This is a genomic window from Carnobacterium viridans (assembly GCF_900102725.1).
Lineage (GTDB): Bacteria > Bacillota > Bacilli > Lactobacillales > Carnobacteriaceae > Carnobacterium_B > Carnobacterium_B viridans.
The window spans coordinates 144,927-165,986 of sequence record NZ_FNJW01000008.1 but is presented as its reverse complement, the minus strand read 5'-3'; the positions used below and the strand labels follow the sequence as shown (position 1 = coordinate 165,986).

Annotated in this window: 20 protein-coding genes; 2 read left to right on the top strand and 18 right to left on the bottom strand. The window is 35.4% G+C overall.

All coding sequences use genetic code 11. The annotated features are described in order from the left end of the window. Nucleotides 1–36 precede the first annotated feature (36 nt). The 3 genes from clpB to BLT48_RS02265 all read right to left on the bottom strand — a co-directional run bounded on the left by clpB (nucleotide 37) and on the right by BLT48_RS02265 (nucleotide 4,007). Nucleotides 37–2,649: an ATP-dependent chaperone ClpB gene (clpB, locus tag BLT48_RS02275; protein WP_089974847.1), complete on the bottom strand. Its 2,613-nt coding sequence runs from the start codon at nucleotides 2,647–2,649 to the stop codon at nucleotides 37–39. Nucleotides 2,650–2,830: 181 nt separating this feature from the next. After that, entirely contained in the window at nucleotides 2,831–3,160 is a 330-nt protein-coding gene (locus BLT48_RS02270) for a metal-sulfur cluster assembly factor (RefSeq protein WP_089974845.1), read from the bottom strand. An 85-nt stretch (nucleotides 3,161–3,245) separates the two neighbouring features. After that, on the bottom strand, nucleotides 3,246–4,007 hold the full coding sequence (locus BLT48_RS02265) for a prolyl oligopeptidase family serine peptidase (RefSeq protein ID WP_089974843.1): 762 nt from the start codon (nucleotides 4,005–4,007) through the stop codon (nucleotides 3,246–3,248). A gap of 136 nt (nucleotides 4,008–4,143) precedes the next feature. Here BLT48_RS02265 and BLT48_RS02260 point away from each other — a divergent pair, with 136 nt between their 5' ends. After that, nucleotides 4,144–4,956 (top strand): Cof-type HAD-IIB family hydrolase, encoded by an 813-nt coding sequence (locus BLT48_RS02260; protein WP_089974841.1) that lies wholly within the window; start codon nucleotides 4,144–4,146, stop codon nucleotides 4,954–4,956. Nucleotides 4,957–5,294: 338 nt separating this feature from the next. On the opposite strand, the gene BLT48_RS02255 is transcribed toward BLT48_RS02260, so the two are convergent. Beyond that, nucleotides 5,295–6,191: a YitT family protein gene (locus tag BLT48_RS02255; protein WP_089974839.1), complete on the bottom strand. Its 897-nt coding sequence runs from the start codon at nucleotides 6,189–6,191 to the stop codon at nucleotides 5,295–5,297. A 166-nt stretch (nucleotides 6,192–6,357) separates the two neighbouring features. On the opposite strand from BLT48_RS02255, the gene BLT48_RS02250 reads away from it, so the two are divergent. Next, on the top strand, nucleotides 6,358–6,849 hold the full coding sequence (locus BLT48_RS02250) for a YajQ family cyclic di-GMP-binding protein (protein ID WP_035022586.1): 492 nt from the start codon (nucleotides 6,358–6,360) through the stop codon (nucleotides 6,847–6,849). A 75-nt stretch (nucleotides 6,850–6,924) separates the two neighbouring features. On the opposite strand, the gene BLT48_RS02245 is transcribed toward BLT48_RS02250, so the two are convergent. From BLT48_RS02245 to rnc, 14 genes are all read right to left on the bottom strand, one after another. Continuing rightward, on the bottom strand, nucleotides 6,925–7,347 hold the full coding sequence (locus tag BLT48_RS02245; protein WP_089974836.1) for an OsmC family protein: 423 nt from the start codon (nucleotides 7,345–7,347) through the stop codon (nucleotides 6,925–6,927). A gap of 41 nt (nucleotides 7,348–7,388) precedes the next feature. After that, entirely contained in the window at nucleotides 7,389–7,820 is a 432-nt protein-coding gene (locus BLT48_RS02240) for a hypothetical protein (protein WP_035022582.1), read from the bottom strand. A 138-nt stretch (nucleotides 7,821–7,958) separates the two neighbouring features. Further along, entirely contained in the window at nucleotides 7,959–8,306 is a 348-nt protein-coding gene (rplS, locus tag BLT48_RS02235; RefSeq protein ID WP_013710634.1) for a 50S ribosomal protein L19, read from the bottom strand. Nucleotides 8,307–8,474: 168 nt separating this feature from the next. Next, complete coding sequence (gene trmD / locus BLT48_RS02230) at nucleotides 8,475–9,224, bottom strand: tRNA (guanosine(37)-N1)-methyltransferase TrmD (RefSeq protein ID WP_035022579.1); 750 nt, start codon at nucleotides 9,222–9,224, stop codon at nucleotides 8,475–8,477. After that, the gene (rimM, locus tag BLT48_RS02225; RefSeq protein WP_089974833.1) at nucleotides 9,224–9,739 is read right to left on the bottom strand and encodes a ribosome maturation factor RimM; all 516 of its coding nucleotides are present in this window, start codon (nucleotides 9,737–9,739) and stop codon (nucleotides 9,224–9,226) included. The genes trmD and rimM overlap by 1 nt, the downstream gene beginning before the upstream one ends. Before the next feature lie 122 nt (nucleotides 9,740–9,861). Further along, nucleotides 9,862–10,104: an RNA-binding protein KhpA gene (khpA, locus tag BLT48_RS02220; protein WP_035022574.1), complete on the bottom strand. Its 243-nt coding sequence runs from the start codon at nucleotides 10,102–10,104 to the stop codon at nucleotides 9,862–9,864. A gap of 14 nt (nucleotides 10,105–10,118) precedes the next feature. Further along, the gene (gene rpsP, locus BLT48_RS02215) at nucleotides 10,119–10,391 is read right to left on the bottom strand and encodes a 30S ribosomal protein S16 (protein ID WP_013710630.1); all 273 of its coding nucleotides are present in this window, start codon (nucleotides 10,389–10,391) and stop codon (nucleotides 10,119–10,121) included. 125 nt (nucleotides 10,392–10,516) lie between these two features. Further along, a complete protein-coding gene (gene ffh / locus BLT48_RS02210; RefSeq protein WP_089974830.1) occupies nucleotides 10,517–11,944 on the bottom strand; it encodes a signal recognition particle protein in 1,428 nt (475 codons plus the stop codon). Nucleotides 11,945–11,961: 17 nt separating this feature from the next. Then, nucleotides 11,962–12,306, bottom strand: a complete 345-nt coding sequence (locus tag BLT48_RS02205; RefSeq protein ID WP_089974827.1) for a putative DNA-binding protein — start codon at nucleotides 12,304–12,306, stop codon at nucleotides 11,962–11,964. Between the two features lie 261 nt (nucleotides 12,307–12,567). Next, on the bottom strand, nucleotides 12,568–14,457 hold the full coding sequence (locus BLT48_RS02200) for a PTS transporter subunit EIIC (protein ID WP_089974825.1): 1,890 nt from the start codon (nucleotides 14,455–14,457) through the stop codon (nucleotides 12,568–12,570). 355 nt (nucleotides 14,458–14,812) lie between these two features. Beyond that, complete coding sequence (ftsY, locus tag BLT48_RS02195) at nucleotides 14,813–15,811, bottom strand: signal recognition particle-docking protein FtsY (RefSeq protein ID WP_089974822.1); 999 nt, start codon at nucleotides 15,809–15,811, stop codon at nucleotides 14,813–14,815. Between the two features lie 32 nt (nucleotides 15,812–15,843). Next, a complete protein-coding gene (locus tag BLT48_RS02190) occupies nucleotides 15,844–16,653 on the bottom strand; it encodes a Cof-type HAD-IIB family hydrolase (RefSeq protein WP_035022561.1) in 810 nt (269 codons plus the stop codon). Between the two features lie 81 nt (nucleotides 16,654–16,734). Beyond that, complete coding sequence (gene smc, locus BLT48_RS02185) at nucleotides 16,735–20,307, bottom strand: chromosome segregation protein SMC (RefSeq protein WP_089974819.1); 3,573 nt, start codon at nucleotides 20,305–20,307, stop codon at nucleotides 16,735–16,737. A 24-nt stretch (nucleotides 20,308–20,331) separates the two neighbouring features. Continuing rightward, on the bottom strand, nucleotides 20,332–21,027 hold the full coding sequence (gene rnc, locus BLT48_RS02180) for a ribonuclease III (protein ID WP_035022555.1): 696 nt from the start codon (nucleotides 21,025–21,027) through the stop codon (nucleotides 20,332–20,334). Nucleotides 21,028–21,060: the final 33 nt, after the last annotated feature.

Genomic DNA, 21,060 nt, shown 5'->3' with positions numbered 1-21,060 from the left:
AAAAAAAAGACATTCTAATGAATGTCTTTTTTTTGTTTAATCATTTAACATCACTGTCTCATAAGATAGTTGATCCTCTTTTAGTGTAATTGTTACTTTAGATTTTGGTGGGATTTCTCCAGAAATGATTCCTTTAGCTAAAGGTGTCTCCACTTCTTTAGTAATAAATCTCTTCAACGGTCTCGCACCATACATAGGATCATAAGCTTTTTCCGCTATCCATATTTGTGCCTCATTTGAAATAGTCAGTTCAATATCTTGTTCTGCTAGACGTTTTGACAAATTGTGTACTAATTTGAGAACAATCTTCTTCACAACTTGTATGCTAAGTGGTGCAAATAAAATTGTATCATCGATTCGATTTAAGAACTCTGGTTTAAAGGATGTTTTTAATAATGACATCACATGTTCTTTTGTCGCTTCTTTTATTTGTCCTTGTTCATCCGTGCCTTCCAACAATAAATCAGAACCAATGTTACTTGTCATAATTAAAACGGTATTTTTAAAATCGACCATTCTGCCTTTAGAATCGGTTAGGCGTCCATCATCTAATACCTGTAATAAAATATTAAATACATCCGGATGAGCTTTCTCAATTTCATCTAACAAGACAATAGTATACGGACTTCTTCTTACCGCTTCGGTCAATTGCCCTCCCTCATCATATCCAACATAACCTGGAGGTGCTCCTATCAATCTTGAAACAGTATGTTTTTCCATATATTCGCTCATATCGATTCGCACCATATGATCTTGCGAGTCAAACAAGTTTTCGGCTAAAGCTTTAGCTAATTCGGTTTTCCCTACACCAGTAGGTCCTAGAAACAGGAATGAACCTAGCGGACGATTAGGATCTTGTATACCAGCTCGAGCCCGGATAACCGCATCTGATACACTTTGTACCGCTTCATCTTGACCGATAACGCGTTCACTTAATGACGTATCTAAGTGCATTAATTTTTCACGTTCTCCCTTAACTAATCTACTAACAGGAATACCCGTCATCCGACCAATAACGACAGCAATTTCTTCATCCGTTACCGATTCTTGCACAAGTCTGATTGAATTGCCTTGGGCAGCTAATTGTTCCTCTTCCAGCTTTTTCAATTCTTTTTCTAAAGCAGGAATTTGCCCATGTCTTAAAACAGCGGCACGTTCTAGGTCATAGTTACTTTCAGCTTCTTCTAACTCATGACGCGCTTTTTCAATTTCAGCACGTTTATTACGCAATTTAGCGACTTCTTCTTTTTCAGTTTCCCATTTCATTTTCAACTGATTGGCTTCTTCACGAAGATTAGATAATTCTTCTTGAATGATATCTAATCTTCGGATGCTAGCATCATCTTTCTCTTTTTTCAACGCTGCTTCTTCGATTTCCAGCTGCATCAAACGACGCGAAACTTGATCCAATTCAGTAGGTCGTGAATTCATCTCCACTCGAATCGTTGCACAAGCTTCATCTATTAAATCAATGGCTTTATCCGGTAAAAAACGATCCGTAATGTAGCGGTTCGATAACGTTGCAGCAGCAACTAAAGCATTGTCATGGATATTTACACTATGGTGAATTTCAAAACGTTCCTTTAGTCCTCTTAAAATACTGATGGTTTCTTCTACAGTTGGCTCATCAACGAGTACTTTCTGGAAGCGTCTTTCCAGCGCTTTATCCGTTTCCATGTATTTCCGGTATTCATCTAGTGTGGTTGCACCAATACAGTGCAATTCGCCACGAGCTAACATAGGCTTCAATAGATTTCCTGCATCCATGCTGCCTTCTGTTTTACCTGCACCTACAATAGTGTGGATCTCATCAATAAATAAGATGATTTGCCCTTCGCTTTTTTTCACTTCTTTTAAGACTGCTTTTAACCGTTCTTCAAATTCACCACGGTATTTAGCTCCTGCGATCAACGCGCCCATATCTAATGAAAAAATAGTTTTTCCTTTTAAGTTTTCGGGAACATCTTTTCGAACGATTCGTTGTGCCAACCCTTCTACTATGGCCGTTTTACCAACACCGGGTTCTCCAATCAGTACAGGGTTATTCTTTGTTTTACGAGATAAAATACGAATCACATCACGAATTTCATCATCTCTTCCAATGACTGGATCTTGGTCTCCGCTTCTTACCGCCTTAACCAAATCAGTTCCATATTTTTCAAGTGCTTGATAAGTTTCTTCTTGATTTTGTGAGGTCACGCGATCTCCTCCTCTTATTTTTTCAATTTCAGCTTTTAATGCTTTTTCAGTTAATCCATTTTTGCTTAAATACTTTGTCAAGCTGTGGTTCTTTAATTTCATAAGTGCTAGCAAAATAATTTCGGTTGAAAGGAAATCATCTTGAAATTCAGCCCTTAAAGTATCAGCTTCCGTTAGCAATCGAAATAAATTTTGGCTCATTCCTTGTCCATATTGAACATTTGAGCCTTCCACAGTTGGATAATTGTCTAATTCTTGGTCTACAAAAAATTCAAAATCATCTGTATCGATTCCGAGAGATTGATAAAGTCCACGTGCAAAATGGTCAGGAGTCAAAAACACTTTCCATAAATGGAGAAGATCAATTTCTTGATGCTTTCTCGTTACGGCAATACTTTGAGCTTCACCAAGAGTTTGCTGCATTGTTGTGGTCATTTTTTCTATATCCATTGGAACCCCTCCTTGATTTTTCTAATCTTATTATATTCAATTAATCAGTAAAGGTCAAACGAAAACAATTGAATCTTTGAACTCAATTTGCAGGTTTAAGAGATTAGAATTTGCTCTCAACATTGTTTCAACTACTAGATTTAAAAAGTTTACTCTAACTTTTAACAGAGTAAACTTTTCTTTATCTAATACCTAATGCAATTCTTGCATAACGGCTCATTCTGCTGGTATCCCAAGCAGGGTACCAGACTAGCTTAACTTCGGTTGAAGTAATTTCAGGGATTGATTGCATAGCTGTCATAATATCATTAGTAATGGTATCTGCTAATGGACAGCCCATTGTTGTTAACGTTAACTTTATCACACAGTGATTTTCATCCATTAGTTCAATAGCGTAAACTAACCCTAGATTGACAATGTCAATATTCAGTTCTGGATCGATAACTTGTTCTAAAGCTGTCATTATGCATCCTTTAAGCTCTTCTATTTGATTTTCACTAGTTGGTTCCATTGGGTAACCACCTTCTCATTTTTGACTTTATTTTACCTCTTATAAGAGGTGAAGTAAATCATTTCAACGAGAGATTGTGATTTTTTTATAAATGTTTATTGAAATATTCAGCTGTTTCAACCGAAATCATATAAGGGACATGATGACCATGTCCTTCCGTCGTTGTAAAACTCACATATTGTCCATAATCTTGATCTTTTATTTTTTTATAAAAATCAAAAGTTGGTTGATAAGGTACTAAATCATCATCTTCATCATGCCAGAAATGAACAAATTTACCATCAATTTTTTCAGGTTGTAAATCGAGTGAAATAGCTTTTAACGATTCGATAGCAGGAGCAAATTGTTCTGACTCAAAATCAATTTCTACTCCTTGTTGCCATTTAGAGGTCAATAACCATTTAGAAAAAGGAATTGGCGCGGGACTTCCCATCAAGACAACAGCAGTTTTTATCCAAGGATAGTGCGTTAACAATGCGGAAGTTGTTACACCGCCCATAGAAAGGCCAGACACGCCGATGCGATTTTGATCTGTTAATCCCGCTTTTACATAATAATCGATTATAGTTGGAAATTCTACTAAACTATGTTGGACAACATCCCAAAACTCCATACTTCTTTCATTTACTGGAGCACCTTGACTCCTTTCTCCATGTAAATAAGCTTCAGGAATCAGTACTCTAAATCCTTTTCTAGCGATTTCATATCCATGAACTAAAGAACTTTCTTTAAAATTTGTCCACCCATGATAAAAAACAACAGTTGGTAAAGTTTTATTTATACTTTCTGTTGAAACAACTTCTAATATAGGGATACCATTTACGTTCTCTTGTTTTACCGTTATCATCTATCTAACCTCTTTCTATATTTATTCTTATGAACTTTGTGGTACACTATTTGTAAAGGTTCTATGCAGTAAGTGTAGCACAAAAGAAACATAGAAGCTTTTATAAAGACAAATGAAGAATAGTCGGAGGATTTTGATGAATAAAAAATTAATTGCTCTTGATTTAGATGGCACTACATTGAACAATCGTTCAGAAATTTCAGCAAGAACACAAAAGGTTCTTACAACTTTAAGAAATGCGGGTCACCTTGTTTCAATCGTAACAGGCAGACCTTATAGAAACAGCAAACAATTTTATACTCAATTAGGTATGGAAACGCCTATGGTTAACTTTAATGGAGCGTTGTGCCATTTGCCAGACCAATTAAATTGGAAATCGCAATACCATAAAACATTAGATCGTGAAATTGCCTTAGATATGCTGACTTTAAAAAAAGAGTTAGACATCCACTTAATTGCTGCTGAACTCAGAGACACCGTTTTTGCAGATAACTATTTCGTCCCTTATAGCGATTTCTTTCCAGAAGGAAAAAAAAGCGCTTCAAAATTAACAGCTTCTAGTTTAAAAGAAGACCCTACTGCTGTTTGTGTCTTTACGGATAAAGAAAACCAAGCTTATATCATTGAAAAAATTGCAGCTCGTTATGGCGATTCAGTCGAGATTAGAACTTGGGGCGGACAAACACCTTGTTTAGAAATCGTAGCAGCAGGTGTACAAAAAGCATTAGGTGTCGAACGCATTGCTCAAGTATATGGTATCAAACAAAAAGATATTATTGCTTTTGGTGATGAAGATAATGATTATGAAATGATTCAATATGCAGGACATGGTGTAGTCATGAAAAATGGAATTGATACTTTAAAACACATTTCAAATGATATAACGGAAAAAACCAATAACGAAGAAGGTTTGGCTCATTATTTAGAAAATTACTTTAAATTAGTTTAGTTTCTTCCTTAATTAAGCGTAAAAAAAGACAAGGAGTCATTCATTAAGAATGGTTCCTTGTCTTACTTTATTTGACTCTTTGTCAAATGGTGTTAATAGAAAAAATAAAATTTCTTCTGGAATAGACGGGTTTGCTTGTGGAGAGCCATGGAACCGCCTGAAGACTAAAGTTCATAGTCTTCAGACTTTCAAGCCTTAAACAAAGCGTAATCGCTGAAGCGCTAACGCTTTGTAATTCGCATTGAATTCTTTGAATGGCTACATGCAAACCTTATTCCTCCAGAAATTTCGTGTCCTTAATTTAACTAAGCTATCAACACTAAAAAGTATAGAACTCTTTATTTTTTTAATTGAGATTCTTTTTGTCGATCAGAACTCCAAAATTCACCTAACACTTTATTCGTTTCCATGAAATTAACAAATGCTGAAGCATCTGCTTCTCTGACCGCTTGTTCAAGTTCGTACATCTCGTAGCGAGTGATTACCACCATTAAAATAGAACGATCCATTCCTGAATAAGCTCCTTTTGCAGGAATAATGGTGATACCTCTCATTAATTTTTCATGAATGACTTTTACTAAAGCATCTGGTTCATTGGTCACGATCATGGCCGTCACTTTTTGATGACTAGTATGAATCGTATCAATCATTTTAGTCATAACATAAATCGATACCAATGTGTACAAAGCATATTCCCAACCGTATAAAAAACCAGCTGACGAAACAATCAGCAAATTCATGGCAAATGTTAACGTTCCAATTGATCTTCCGGTTGTTTTAGCTAACACCATTGAAATAATATCCATTCCACCAGTTGAAAACCCATATTTTAACGCGAAACCAATTCCAGCTCCACTAATAATGCCTCCAAACAAAGCATTCATCATCGGGTCTGTACTCAGCGGGTTAATGGGCAAGATAACTGTAAACATCGAAATCAATATAGAGGTCAAAAAACTATATAATGTAAAATTTCTTCCTACCTTAAACCATCCAAGGATTGCAATTGGAATATTAAACACAAGGATCAAGACACCTGTATCAATTAGAATTCCTGAATTGTTGCTAAGAACATCTGATAATAATTGCGAAGTTCCATTAATACCAGCAGCATAAATGTTAGAAGGTATTAAAAAATTATTTAATGCCACTGCACTTGTAATAGCTGCAAAAAAGATAAAAAAGATTTTTTTTATGTGTTCGATCCAAAAATTTGGTGTTTTTAATTTTGTCATTTGGCAACTCCCTACTTACTTAATCAAACAAGGATAACAATTTTTTCTTTATAAAGAAAGCAAAAAATAGTTTTATTCATTACACTCTCATTTGTATCCGTTTCCTTCTCCTGCACACGTCTTTGTGGTACAATTTAAGAGCACAATGTAGAAGGAGGAAACAATTATGGCAAAAGAAGCAAGTTTTGATATCGTTTCAGAAATGAATATGGAAGAGATAAAAAATTCCATCCAGTTGGCAACAAAAGAAATCGCCAATCGTTTTGATTTTAAAGGCTCCATCAGCGAGATCAAATTAGAAAAAGAAAAATTGGTTTTAATTTCAGATGATGATTTTAAATTAGAGCAAGTAAAAGACGTATTGTCTAACAAATTAGTTAAAAGAGGCGTTCCCACAAGAAATCTCCACTATTCTGCAACTGAAAAAGCTTTTGGTGGAAATGTTCGTCAATTCGCTGACTTAATTAATGGAATCGATAAAGAACACGCAAAAACGATTACTCAACTGATTAAAAAATCTGGTATTAAAGTTAAAACTCAAATACAAGACGATCAAATACGAGTAACCGGTAAAAATCGTGATGATTTACAACAAGTTATTGCTCTATTAAGAGATACAGATCTCCCAATTGATTTGCAATTTATCAATTACAGATAGTGCAACACCTTTTTAGTGAGTAAAATACAAAAGACCTTCAAATATGAACTTGAAGGTCTTTTCAGCTTTTTTTATTTAAAATTGTTCAACTGCTGTTACAGAAACTGTCTGGCTTCCTGCCAATAATTTAGATACAGGACAACGATTTTCAGCTTCTTCTACGATTTTTTCGCTTTCTTCAAAAGGTAGTCCCTCAATTTTTGCAAAAGCTTCTACATTAAAGAAAAATCCGATTCCACTAGGTTCACGCATATAGTCAACATGAACTTCAACGCGGCTTTCATTCTCTTTTCCTCTTGCTTTTAGCAAGGATTGAATCGTAGCATTAAGGCATGTACTAAACGATAATCCAAGTAATTCTTCAGGATTTGTACCTTCCTCATCACTTAAGGGACTGGACAGTTTAACATTCAGTCCGCCATTTTTTACAAATGCTTGACCATTCACGCCTGTTTCGTTAACTATCTCAGCATGAAATAACGGTTTGCGGTCTTTCATGAAATCCCTACTCTCTTTTCATGATAACGATTCTATTGAATCTATTTTTTCCCTACAGCTTCTTCTATTTTAGGAAGAATACTTTTAGCGATTGTTGATCCTACGATCATCATTTCATAAGCTGCTCTTACATCTTCTGTTGTCCGTGAAAGAAGTCTCATATAAATTTCCCCATCTCCAGCAAGACAAACACGATAGTAACCTGTTTTCATTTCATTTAATTCATTTAAAACTTCTAACACTTTTTGTTTTGCATCAAAGTTTGTTACATAAGCTAGTTTATGGTACACAATTTGAAAATCAATGATGCCTTCTTCTTTATTATCAAAAACAACCCCAAATGGCAAAGCTTGCTGATCATTTAATTTAAATTTACCATTATACAAAATTTGTCCATTTTTTATTTCTTTTTTAGCTAAAGGCACATGCTTCGCCTTCAAGATGGCTTCAAAGTTTACTAATGCTTTATTCACTCTACAATACCCCACTTTTTTTTAGTTCTAATCACTTTTTCATTTTCAATTATAACCTACTCTATTCATAATTAACAGCGTATTTAAGAAAACAAAAAAAGTTCTAACTCAGGAGAGTTAGAACTAAAAAAATTCATCTTAACGACGGATTTCTTTAATACGAGCTGCTTTACCATGTAATGCACGTAAGTAGTACAATTTAGCACGACGTACTTTACCAAAGCGAACAACTTCGATTTGAGCAACACGTGGTGAATGTAATGGGAATGTACGTTCAACGCCGATTCCATTAGAAATTTTACGAACTGTATAAGTTTCGCTAACTCCAGCACCACGGCGTTTGATTACAACACCTTCAAATAATTGGATACGTTCTCTAGTACCCTCAACGATTTTAGCATGAACACGTACAGTATCTCCTGGACGGAAAGCTGGGATGTCTTCACGTAATTGTTCGTTAGTGATTGATTCAATTAAATTACTCATTATGTTTTTCTCCTTCCAACAAACCTTCATATATCACATATGGATACAGCGGAACATCGTTTTAATGGCAGGCTTTACCCGCTCACCAAATAATTCTAACATAAGCACTAAAGGGTGTAAAGTAAATTTCCTTATTTCTCAGAAAAAACTCTGATAAACTTGGTTTCTTTATTCTTTAGAAGCTTCTCTCTCCATTTTTAGTTCTTTTAAATAGTTTTGTTGTTCAGCTGATAATGAGACCGTTTCAAGCATATCTGGACGTCTTTCCAGCGTACGTCTAATTGATTCTTTGTCTTGCCATTCTTTTATTTTTTTATGATTTCCACTAATGATCACATCAGGAACTTTCATACCACGGTACTCAGCAGGTCTAGTGTATTGAGGATGCTCCAATAATCCAGTGGAATGAGAGTCTGTTTTAGCTGATTGATCATTTCCTAGAACTTCTGGTAACAGACGTACTGTCGCATCGATCATTACCATAGCACCTAGTTCTCCACCGGTTAAAACATAATCCCCTAACGAAATTTCATCCGTTACCAATGTTCGAATTCGTTCATCGTAACCTTCATAATGTCCGCAGATAAATACTAGATGTTCTTCTTCTGCCAGTTCCTCTGCTACCGCTTGAGTAAACGGAACACCAGCAGGATCCAATAAGATGACTCGCTTTTTAGTATCCGGCGCCTCTTCATTGATTGCATCTATGGCAGCAAAAATAGGCTGCGCTTTTAATAACATTCCTGCACCGCCGCCATACGGATAATCATCTACATTCTGGTGCTTGTTATCTGTATAGTCTCTAAAATTCATCACATTTACTTGTAGCAGGTCTTTATCAATTGCTTTTCCAATAATGGATTCGGTCAATGGTCCTTGAAACATTCGTGGAAACAAAGTTAAAACATCAATTTTCATTAATCATCTAATCCTTCCATCATATGAATCGTCACCAGTTGGTTTTCTAAATCAACATCTAATACGACTTCTTCAATATATGGAATCAGCAGATCTTTCTTTTTCGGACGTTCAATTACCCATACATCATTAGCACCAGGTGACATTACTTCACTGATTTTTCCAATAGTATTTTTTTCTTCGTCTTGTACAGTCAATCCAACAATTTGATGCAAATAGAATTCATTTTGTGGTAATTCTGTTAAGCGGTCTTCGCTAACTTTTAGGATGCCATCACGGTATTTTTCTACATCATTGATATTTGGGTGGTTTTCAAAAGATAGGATATCAAAGTTTTTGTGTTTACGATGGCTTGCAACAGTTAAATCCGTTACTAACTTACCATCTTGAAATAAGGATAACGTAGACCCTTTTTTGTATCTTTCTTCGGGAAAGTCAGTTTTTGAAATAACTCGAACTTCACCTTTTATCCCTTGTGTGTTAACAATTTTTCCTACATTGTACAATGTTTTCATTGCGTTCCCTCATTTACAATTAATTTTTTTCATTTAAGTATCTATTTAGCTGGATGTCTAATAAAATCATTTATAAAAAAAGAAACCATCTCTTATTGAAGAAATGATTTCTTTTCCGGAATTTAGCTATTGGCAATTGTCAATCTTACACGTTTGGGTCCAAGAACTCTAACACTGTAAACAATTGTACGAATAGCTTTTGCTACGCGACCTTTTTTTCCAATTACTCGTCCAACATCATCAGGGTGAACAGACAATTGATATTCTAAAAACTCTTCAGTTTCTACTACATCAATTGTCAACTCATCAGGATGACTTACAAGAGGACTTACAACTGTAAGAATTAAATCTTTTATGTCAGCCATAGAAAACATCCTTTTTATTTAATGTTTTTTGATTCATGGAATTTTTTCATAATGCCTTCTTTTGAAAGGATGTTACGAATTGTATCAGAAGGTTGAGCACCATTTGCTAACCATTTTAATACTGCTTCTTCGTCCACTTTTACTTCTGCTGGATTAACAACTGGGTTGTATGTTCCTACAGTTTCGATGAAACGTCCATCACGTGGAGAACGTGAATCTGCAACTACGATACGGTAAAAAGGATTTCTTTTAGATCCCATGCGTTTTAAACGAATTTTTACTGCCATATTTCTTACACCTCCATTAACTATCTCACAATAAGTAGTTTACCAGTTTATTTATAGCTTGTAAAGTGTTTTTTCTTTACAGCTTGTTTTTTTTTTATAAAGTAGTTATTTACTATTTCAAGATATTATTTGCGACTTTTTTTATTCTTTTTCTTCATTTTTTTCTTGTTTTTACGAACCATAGAATTCATAGCCATTTTTCCAAGCTTGCCTTTTGCACCTTGCCCAAACAGATTTTCCATACCGTTCATATTTCCTTTAGACATTTGACTCATCATTTTTTTCGATTCATTAAATTGCTTGATCAATCGATTGACCTCGGCTATTGGACGAGCTGATCCTCGAGCAATCCTGCGACGTCGGCTTTGAGATAAAAGATCAGGATTTTCTCTCTCTTGCGGTGTCATAGACAAAACAATAGCTTTCATTCGAGCAGTATCTTTTGGATCGATTTGAAGTTTATCTAATCCAGGAACATTGCTCATGCCTGGAATCATTTTTAAAAGGTCTTCCATCGGCCCCATATTGCTGACTTGATCCATTTGTTCAATGAAATCATTAAAGTCAAAACTATTTTCACGTAATTTTGTCATCATTTCTTCTGATTTCTTTTCGTCAAAATCTTCTTGAGCCTTTTCAATCAGAGTTAACATATCTCCCATACCTAAAATACGGTTGGCCATACGATCTGGGTAGAAGGGTTCTAAAGCATCTAGTTTTTCACCAGAACCTGTAAATTTAATAGGTTTACCAGTGACAGCACGGATAGAAAGGGCTGCTCCTCCACGAGTATCTCCATCTAATTTCGTTAAGATGACACCGGTGATATCTAATTGTTCATTAAAAGATGAAGCAACATTTGCAGCTTCTTGCCCAGTCATTGCATCAACAACTAAGAAAATTTCTGTTGGCTGTGCCGTTTCTTTAATATCGCTTAACTCTTGCATCAATGTTTCATCAATTTGTAAACGACCAGCAGTATCAATCAACACGAAATCTAAGTGTTCTGCTTTTGCTTTTTCAATCCCTTGTCTTGCAATTTCAACTGGACTGACTTGATCTCCCATAGAAAATACAGGAACGTCTAATTGCTTACCAATGGTTTCCAATTGTTGAATTGCTGCTGGACGATAGATATCGGCAGCAATCAATAAAGGTCGTTTGTTTTGATTTTTGCGTAAATAGCTAGCTAATTTACCAGCTGTAGTCGTTTTACCTGCCCCTTGCAAACCAACCATCATGACAACTGTAGGTGCTTTAGGTGCTATTTGAATTGTGGCTTGTTCTCCACCCATCAACTCGGTCAATTCTTCATTAACAATTTTAATGACTTGTTGTCCAGGAGAAAGGCTGTCCAATACTTCAGAACCTACTGCACGAGCACTCACCGTTTTAACAAAATCTTTTACAACTTTAAAGTTAACGTCAGCTTCTAATAAAGCTAAACGTACTTCTCTCATCATTTCTTTTACATCAGCTTCTGATACTTTCCCTTTACGACGCATTTTTGTCATTGCATTTTGGAGACGTTCAGTTAAACCTTCAAATGCCATTCTACTTCACCATTCCTTTATTTCTCATCTCTGTCTTTTTTTAATAACTCAATAAACTGTTCTAGTACCTCATCTTTTGGATAATGACTTTTAATGTAACTAGACATGTCCTCTATGACGGCTTTTGTTGTATTGAAATCTTCTAATAAATGTAGTTTTTTTTCATACTCGATTAAGCTGTTTTCAGTTCGCCTGATGTTATCGTAAATTGCTTGACGACTAACTTCAAATTCTTCTGCAATCTCACCCAGAGAAAAATCATCTGCATAATATAATTGCATATAACTTTTTTGTTTGTCCGTCAATAAAGAGCCATAGAAATCGAACAAGGCGTTCATTTGATTTGTTTTTTCAATTTCCAATCGTAACCCTTCTTTCTTTTCTTAACAACTGTCAAGGAAAACACGTTTACACACCTTAATAGCGTACCTGTTTTTGCCTAAATAATCAATAGTTTGTCTTGTTTTTACAAACATTTATTAAATCTATTAAGTCGCTTTCACTATTTTTAATTATTAACTTATAAGGTTATTGCCTAACACACAAAAAGAACCCCTTTAACGACAAGACAATCACTGTCCGTTAAAGGAATTCTTCACTAGTTTAATTACTTAAGAAATAAATTAAAGTTTACCATTACGGTATTCTTCAATATTTAATTTAATGTTTGCTACTTTTGGTCCATAAATGACTTGAGCACTAGTACCTTTGACAACAACTCCAGCTGCACCAGTTGATTTTAATTTAGCTTGATCAACTAATTGACCATCTTTAACAGTAACTCTTAAGCGTGTTGCACAATTGTCAACATCGATTAGATTTTCTTCTCCGCCAAGTCCTTCAATAATATCTGCAGACATTTCATCAGCAGGATTAGAAGGTTTAACAGGAGATGCAGATGCGTTACTTGTTGAGCTAGCTAAATATTCATCTATATTTGATTTAATATTTGAAACTTTTGGTCCATAAATAACTTGGGCACTATTTCCTTTTACAACGACTCCAGCTGCACCAGTTGATTTTAACTTAGCTTGATCAACCAACTGACCATCTTTGATCGTTACTCTTAAGCGTGTTGCACAATTGTCAACATCGACTAAATTTGCTTTTCCACCCAGTCCTTCTATAATATCATGTGACATTTCATCTTGAACGGGTTCATTAGATGTAGTTCCACCAGCTTTTTTAGCTTGGTAATCTGCTTTTGTATACATTTTTGATTCAGCTACTTCATCTTCGCGACCTGGTGTTTTCAAATCGAATTTTGTAATAAAGAAACGGAAAACAAAATAGTAAACTAGCGCATAAACAATTCCTACTAAGACAACTGGTATCCAGTTGGTTATTCCTTGTCCTGGTAAGATACCATACAATACAAAGTCAAGTAAGCCACCTGAGAAAGTCAACCCTACTCCCACATTCAAGAAGTGCATAATTACAAATGAGAATGCAGCTAATACACAATGTACTCCGAAGTATAAGAACGGTGAAGCAAATAAAAATGAAAATTCAAGCGGTTCTGTAATTCCTGTAAAAATTGACGTTAATGAAGAAGACATCATAAGTCCCTTAACATCTTTTTTACGTTCTGGTTTGGCCGTTTGATACATAGCATATGCTGCTGCTGGAAAACCAAAAATCATGAATGGGAACATTCCAGAGAAGAATTTAGCCGCTTCAGGATCCACAACTTGTCCATTTCTCAGTTGAGAAAAAACAATGTTTTGAGCTCCTTCAACAATTGTTCCATTAATTTCAGCCGTTCCCCCAAGTGCTGTCTGCCAGAAAGGAAGATAAAATACGTGATGTAAACCTAATGGAATCAATGCACGATAAATAAAACCATACAAGAAAGTTCCAATGTACCCAAGTTCAGCTACAACTGAACCTAACCATGCAATCCCGGCACCCGCATATGGCCAGATAAATGCAAGAAACATTCCTACGATTACAGCTGCAAATGCTGATACGATTGGTATGAAACGCGTTCCAGAAAAGAACGATAAAGCGTCTGGTAATTCAATTTTATAAAAGCGATTGTGCAAGGCAGCAACGATTAATCCCATAATGATTCCGCCAAATACACCTGTATTCATTGTGGCATCAAAACTAAGTACCGAAGCAATTAAACCTGGTGTTTGTTGCAACTTTTCTATATTTCCAAAGTTTGTAATGGTACTTGTTAAAGATGCATACATCATAAAGTACGCTACAACAGCTGATAAAGCCGCAACTTCTTTGGCAGCTTTAGCCATTCCTAAAGCAACCCCAACTGCAAAGAGCAGTGGTAAATTATCAAACACAATCGTTCCACAATCTTTTAACACTGTTAAAATACCGTATAAAACAGTACCTTCCCCTAGTAACCACTCTAAGTCATATAGACTTACAAATGAATCTCCAGTAAAAGATGACCCTATTCCTAATAGCAAACCTGCTACTGGAAGTAATGCAATAGGCAGCATAAAGGTTTTACCCATTTTTTGCAGACCTTCAAAAATTTTATCTTTCACTTTTTTTCCTCCTTAAAATTTAAATAAGTGCTTGTATGTCTGTAAAATAACAGCATACTTTGCAATAGTATCACATTGGTGAACCAGTTTCAAAATGTAAACGTACACATGTTCAATAAAAAAAGCAGCCCTTTAATTTTACTTAAAAGGCTACTCTATAAGAAATTTAGGGCTCTAAACTTTTTAGTGTGGATTCGTTAAATCGAATACAGGTTATTTCTGGAGGAATAAGGGCTGCTTGTAGCCATGTCTAAGGCTTCAGACTTTCCCCTTGGCTCTCCACAAGCAAACCCGTCTATTCCAGAAGAAATTTTATTTTCTTCTATCAACACCATTTTACGAAGAGCCAATTTTATTAAATCGACTGTTGAATTAATTCGCTGAATAATCCATAAATATATTCATTTGGATCAAATAGCTGCAAGTCATCCATGCTTTCACCTAATCCAACAAATTTCACAGGAATGTCCAACTCTTTACGAATAGCTAAAACAATTCCACCTTTTGCTGTACCATCCAATTTAGTCAATACGATTCCAGTTACATTAGTCGTTTGTTTAAATTGTTTAGCTTGATTCATCGCATTTTGTCCAGTTGTAGCATCTAATACAAGCAACACCTCATGTGGACCACCTGGTATTTCACGTTCTATAATACGTTTCATTTTTTCTAACTCATTCATCAGGTTTACTTTGTTTTGTAAACGTCCAGCTGTATCTACGAATAAAATATCCGCTTCTTGTCGTTTAGCTTCTTTAATTGCATCAAACACTACAGCTGCTGGATCACCGCCAGCTTTACCACTGACTACTTCTACGCCAACACGCTCACCCCAAACATGCAACTGTTCTATCGCACCGGCCCTGAAAGTATCGCCAGCTGCTAAGAGTACCTTTTTTCCTTCTTGTTGGTAAAGATGAGCCATTTTTCCGATGGTTGTGGTTTTCCCTACACCGTTTACACCAACCACTAAAATCACGGTTAACCCATCAGGATTTATATGAACTTCCGGCTTTTCAGTATCCCCTTTTTCATAAATTTCAACCATTTTTTCAATAATCACTTGTTGAACTTCATTTGAAGCTTTTGCATTTTTCAATTTTACTTCTTGACGTAAAGCGTCTGTGATTTCCATTGTCGCTTCAAAACCAACATCTGCTCCAATTAAAACTTCCTCAAGTTCATCAAAGAAGTCTTCATCGACTGTTCTAAAATTAGCAAACAATTCATTCATGCGTTGAGAAAATGTTTTCCTCGTTTTCTCAAGCCCTTTTTCATATTTTTCAGTTACTTCTGTGGTTTCAACTTTCTCTTCACCTGTAAAAGCTTTTTTTATTTTGTCGAATAATCCCATTTTACACCCTCTTTTCTTAGAATTGTCACTGTTTAATTGAGTACAAATTTTTGAAAGGCATGTGCCACACCATGTTCTTCATTTGTTTTGGTAATGTACTGAGCCATCGATTTAATGTCATCCGTAGCATTTCCCATGGCTACTCCCACACCTGCATATTCAATCATTGCTGCATCATTCGCTTCATCTCCCAATGCCATTACCTCTGATGCTTTAAAACCTAGTAAATCAGCTAAAACAGCTATTCCACTGCCTTTATCTACACCCTTAGGCATTAGCTCTAATAGTATTGGTCGAGATTTCATTATCGTATATTTTTTATAAAAATGAACGGGGATGTTTTTGATGGCTTCATCTAAATCCATTTGAGCGTAACAAAACACTGTTTTATTAATGGCAATATCTTCTGGTACTTCTTCCATTGCTATTGGAACATATGGCAATGCTGACATAACTGTTGGATAGAGCGATTCTCTCCCTTTAGGGTATGGAGGTTCATAAATTTTTTCTAAATCAATGAAGTTACAAGGGAGATTAATTTGTTTGCTTAATTTAAAAATTTCTTCTGTTTCGGCTTTTGTCAGTGTTGTCTTAGATAACACTTCACCAGTATCTGTACGTTGTACTAGTCCACCATTGTAAGTAATGCCATAATCTCCAGCTTCTCTTAAATTCAACTCTTCTAAATAGGCGATCATTCCTAACAATGGGCGGCCGGTACAAAGGACTACTTTCACACCTTGTTCTTTTGCTTGTTTGATTGCTTCTTTATTTTCATCCGATATGCCATGTTTTCCATTTAATAATGTTCCATCCAAATCAATTGCAACTAATTTAATCATGCTTTGACTCCAATCTTTTTAATAACTACATAAAAGGGAAAAAAAGACCGACACTAATCGACCTTTCCTCCACTATCGTTTCTAGGTTGTTCCCACATGAGCTTCTGTTATTTCTTCTAAACGAACTGAGACAACTTTAGAGACACCAGATTCTTGCATGGTTATGCCATAAAGAACATTCGCTTCTTCCATTGTTCCTTTACGATGAGTAATGACGATAAACTGAGTATCTCCATCAAATCGCTTTAAATATCGTCCAAATCGGATGACGTTAGCCTCATCTAGTGCAGCTTCAACTTCATCTAAAATACAAAAAGGTACTGGTCGGACTTGTATAATAGAAAACATTAGAGCAATCGCTGTAAATGCTCTTTCACCTCCAGATAAGAGACTTAACTGCTGTAGTTTTTTCCCAGGAGGCTGAGCGATGATTTCAATACCTGTCGTTAACAAGTTTTTAGGATCTGTTAACCGTAATTCAGCTGATCCTCCGCCAAACATCTGCGGAAAAACATCGGAAAATTTCAATCGAATATCTTCAAACACTTCAGAAAAACGAATCTTCACTTCTTCATCCATTTCATTCATCGTGGTATATAAACTAATTTTTGCTTCTATCAAATCTTCACGTTGATCCACAAGGAAAGAATACCGCTCATTCACACGTTCAAATTCTTCGATAGCACCGAGATTAACAGAACCCAGCTCTTCAATACTTTGTTTCAGAAGTTTTACTTTACGTGTCGCTTCTTCTAAAGAAACCTCAAGCAAATGGCTTTCTTTAGCCGCTTCAAAAGTCATACTGTATTCTTCATTTAAATAAGTTAAGCGGTTTTCAATTGAAACATCTGTACGATTCATTAAAACTTCAGCTTTTGTCTTTTCTTCTAACAGATAATGCTTTTGATTATTCGTTTGTGTCGTTAATTGTTCAATCTCATTCAGTTGCTCTTCAATAAGCGCTTTTTCTTTTTTTGTTTTTGATAATTGGTTTTCTAGCGTCTGCTTTGTAGCTGATAATTGCGTTAACTGATCGCTTAATTCTTTTTTTGTCATCTGATGTGTACCATCAAAATGCGTCATTTGTTCCATACGGCTAATAATGGTCGCAATCTCTTTTTGTTGTTCATCTAATTGACTCGAAATCGCTTTTTGTTCTTTTTTCAAACTAAGCAATTGCTCTTTTAAAGCAGCCAATCTCGTTCGTAGTTGCTGTTGCTTTTCATTAACCAATGTATGATTTTTTTCACGCTCTTCATTTTGAGAAGAAGCTAGTAAAATCTGATGATTGATGTGTTCCATTTCTTTTTTGACCGTTTGCAAAGATTCCGTTAACTCCATTTTTTTCAACTCATAGGATTCTACTTCTTCTTTTGCTTCTTTGTATTCGTATTGGACAGCTTTTAACTCTCTGGTTAACCGAATTTGTTTTTCTTCTAATGTTTCCGCTTGATTTTTTAATTCTTGTTCTTTCAAGCGTTGTTTTTCTCCAAGTTCACGTAATTCGTTTAAGGTTGTTTCTTCTTTTTTTATTATTTGTTTCATCGTGCGAACTTCTATTTCTTTTTCTGTCAAGGTTGTTTCCATTTGAGCGATTTGCTTAGTTAAATTTGTTAATTCATTTTTCCGAGCAAATAGACTCCCTTGATTACCAGACTTACTCGCTCCACCAGTCATTGAACCCCCGGCATTCATCACATCGCCTTCAAGAGTCACTACACGGTACTTAAATTGAATTTCACGTGCAATGGTATTAGCAGAGGACAAATCTCTGGCAACAATGGTTGTTCCCAATAAATTTTGTATAACTGTTGAAACAGCTTCAGGATAAGCAATCAATTTACTTGCAATCCCTAAGAAACCATCACAACTGCTAGCCTTATTTTCTACAGACGTTGGCAGATAACGAGCTTTTATTGTGGTTAAAGGTAAAAATGTTGCTCGACCAATACGTTTTTGTTTTAAATATTGGATACCTTTACGTCCACTTTGCTCATCTTGAACGATAATATTTTGACTTGCTGCACCGAGTGCAATATCAATAGCTAACTCAGCTTGTTTGGGTACTTCAATCAATTCAGCAACGGCTCCGATAATTCCACCAATGTCTTTTTTACGCTTCAAAACTTCTTTTACCCCTTGATAAAAACCAGCATAATCTTCATTTAATTCTTTTAGACTTTCTTTTTTTGCTTTTGCCTGCTGTACAACTTTTAAAGCGTCATACATACGTGTCTCGTTCGCTTCTAATTCTTGTCGTTTGGTTTGAATGCTCGCTTGTTTCTCTTGATAAAACAACAATTTCTGAGCAATCTCTTGTTGTGTAGTCGTTAATTCTTCAGCAATACGTGTGAAATCTTCTGTAATTTTTTCAATCGTTTGTTCAAGTTCCTTGACTGATGCAGTTGATTTTAAGTTCTTTTGCGCCATTTGATAAGAGCTTCGCTCAAGATAGGTTTGCTCATTGCGCAAACTAGTTTCTTTTTGCATTAAATCAACATATTCATCTCGCAAACTTTCAATTGTTTCTTTTGAATTTCCAGAAAGAGACAAAGCTTCTTTTTCAACAGCTAAAAGTTCTGACCTTAATTGTCGTTCTTGTTTTGTTTTCTCAGCAAGGCTTTCATCGATTCCTTCTAATTGTTGCTCTAATTGAACCACTCTTTGGTTTGCTTGCTCTTTAGTAGCTTCAAGTTGTTGCAGATTTTCAGTGGCGTACTTATTGCGTTCAGATAAAACATTGTTTTGACCATCAGTCTGTTCAAATAATTGAATGGTTTCAACCAAATTTTGTTGAGTTTTTTCAATTTCATCAGTCAATTCAGCTTTTTGTTTCCTTTTGTGCTTCAATTGCGTTTCACAATCGGATAAACTTAGCTGCTTTTTAACTAAGTTTTTCTCAAAAGAACTCATTTCGCGTTTGCTTTCATCCCATTTCACTTTCAAACGTTCGATTTCAACAACTGTTAAAGCAATGTCCATTTCGGTTAATTGTTCCTTGTAAGATAAAAAGTCTTTCGCTATACTGCTTTGTTCTCTCAAAGGTTCAACTTGCCCTTCCAGTTCATAGACAATATCTTGGACACGATTTAGATTTTCTTCGGTTTCCGTTAATTTTTGTTCAGCTTTTTTCTTACGTGTTTTGTATTTTAGTACACCGGCTGCTTCCTCAAAAATTGCTCTTCTTTCTTCTGGTTTACTGTTGAAAATACTTTCAACTTTCCCTTGAGAAATAATCGAAAAAGATTCTTTTCCCAATCCCGAATCCATAAAAAGATCCACAATATCTTTCAAACGACAAGCTTGTTTATTCAAATAGAATTCACTCTCACCGTTTCGATTCAATCGTCTTGTAATGCTTATTTCGCTAAAGTCTAAAGGCAAAAAATGATCTTCATTTTCTAGTATTAGCGTAACTTCAGCTAAATTGACTGGTTTTCTTGTATCAGATCCTGAAAAAATAACATCGTTCATTCTTCCACCACGTAGGTTCTTTGCTGATTGTTCACCTAAAACCCAACGGATGGCTTCTGTTATATTACTTTTTCCACTTCCGTTTGGACCTACTACAGCTGTCACACCATCATGAAATTCAATTGTTGTTTTATCCGCAAATGATTTGAAACCAGCGATGTCTATTCTTTTTAATTGCACAACTACTGGCTCCTTTCTCTTGTCCTATTTTTCTTGCAAAGCAAGTAATGCATTTTCTGCAGCCACTTGTTCAGCTGCTTTTTTTGTTTTTCCTTGCCCTTGTCCAAGTACTTGCCCTTCAGCACGTACTTCTACCACAAAAGCCTTTTGATGTGCTGGCCCAATTTCATCAACTAATTGATAGTCGATGCCAATTTCGCCTTTTTGTTGTAAAAACTCTTGTAAATTAGTTTTATGATCCATCACATGTGAGAAAGCACCGGACTTGATTTTTGGAAAAATCGTTTGTTCAAGAAAAGATAATACGCTATCTATTCCTTGATCTAAATATAACGCTCCAATAAAGGATTCAAATAAATCGCAAAGTAATGCTGGACGTTTTCGTCCATTCATACGTTCTTCGCCTCTGCCTAAACGGATAAATTGATCGAATTCGTATTCTTTTGCAAATTGACTCAAACTCGCTTCACAAACAATAGTCGCTCTCAATCGTGTTAATTTTCCTTCAGGCAAGTTAGGATATAATTCGTATAAAAATCTTGATACGGTTAATTCCAGTACCGCATCTCCTAAAAATTCAATTCTTTCGTTATCCTTTAATTCAAGATTCCTGTGCTCATTCACATATGATGAATGGGTGAATGCTTCTTCTAAATAAGAAAGGTCGTGAAAAACCAAATCAAACTTAGTTTTTAACTGTTTTAAAAATGCGTCATCCATTGTGTTCTTCCTTTCTATAAAAATTTCTCCATG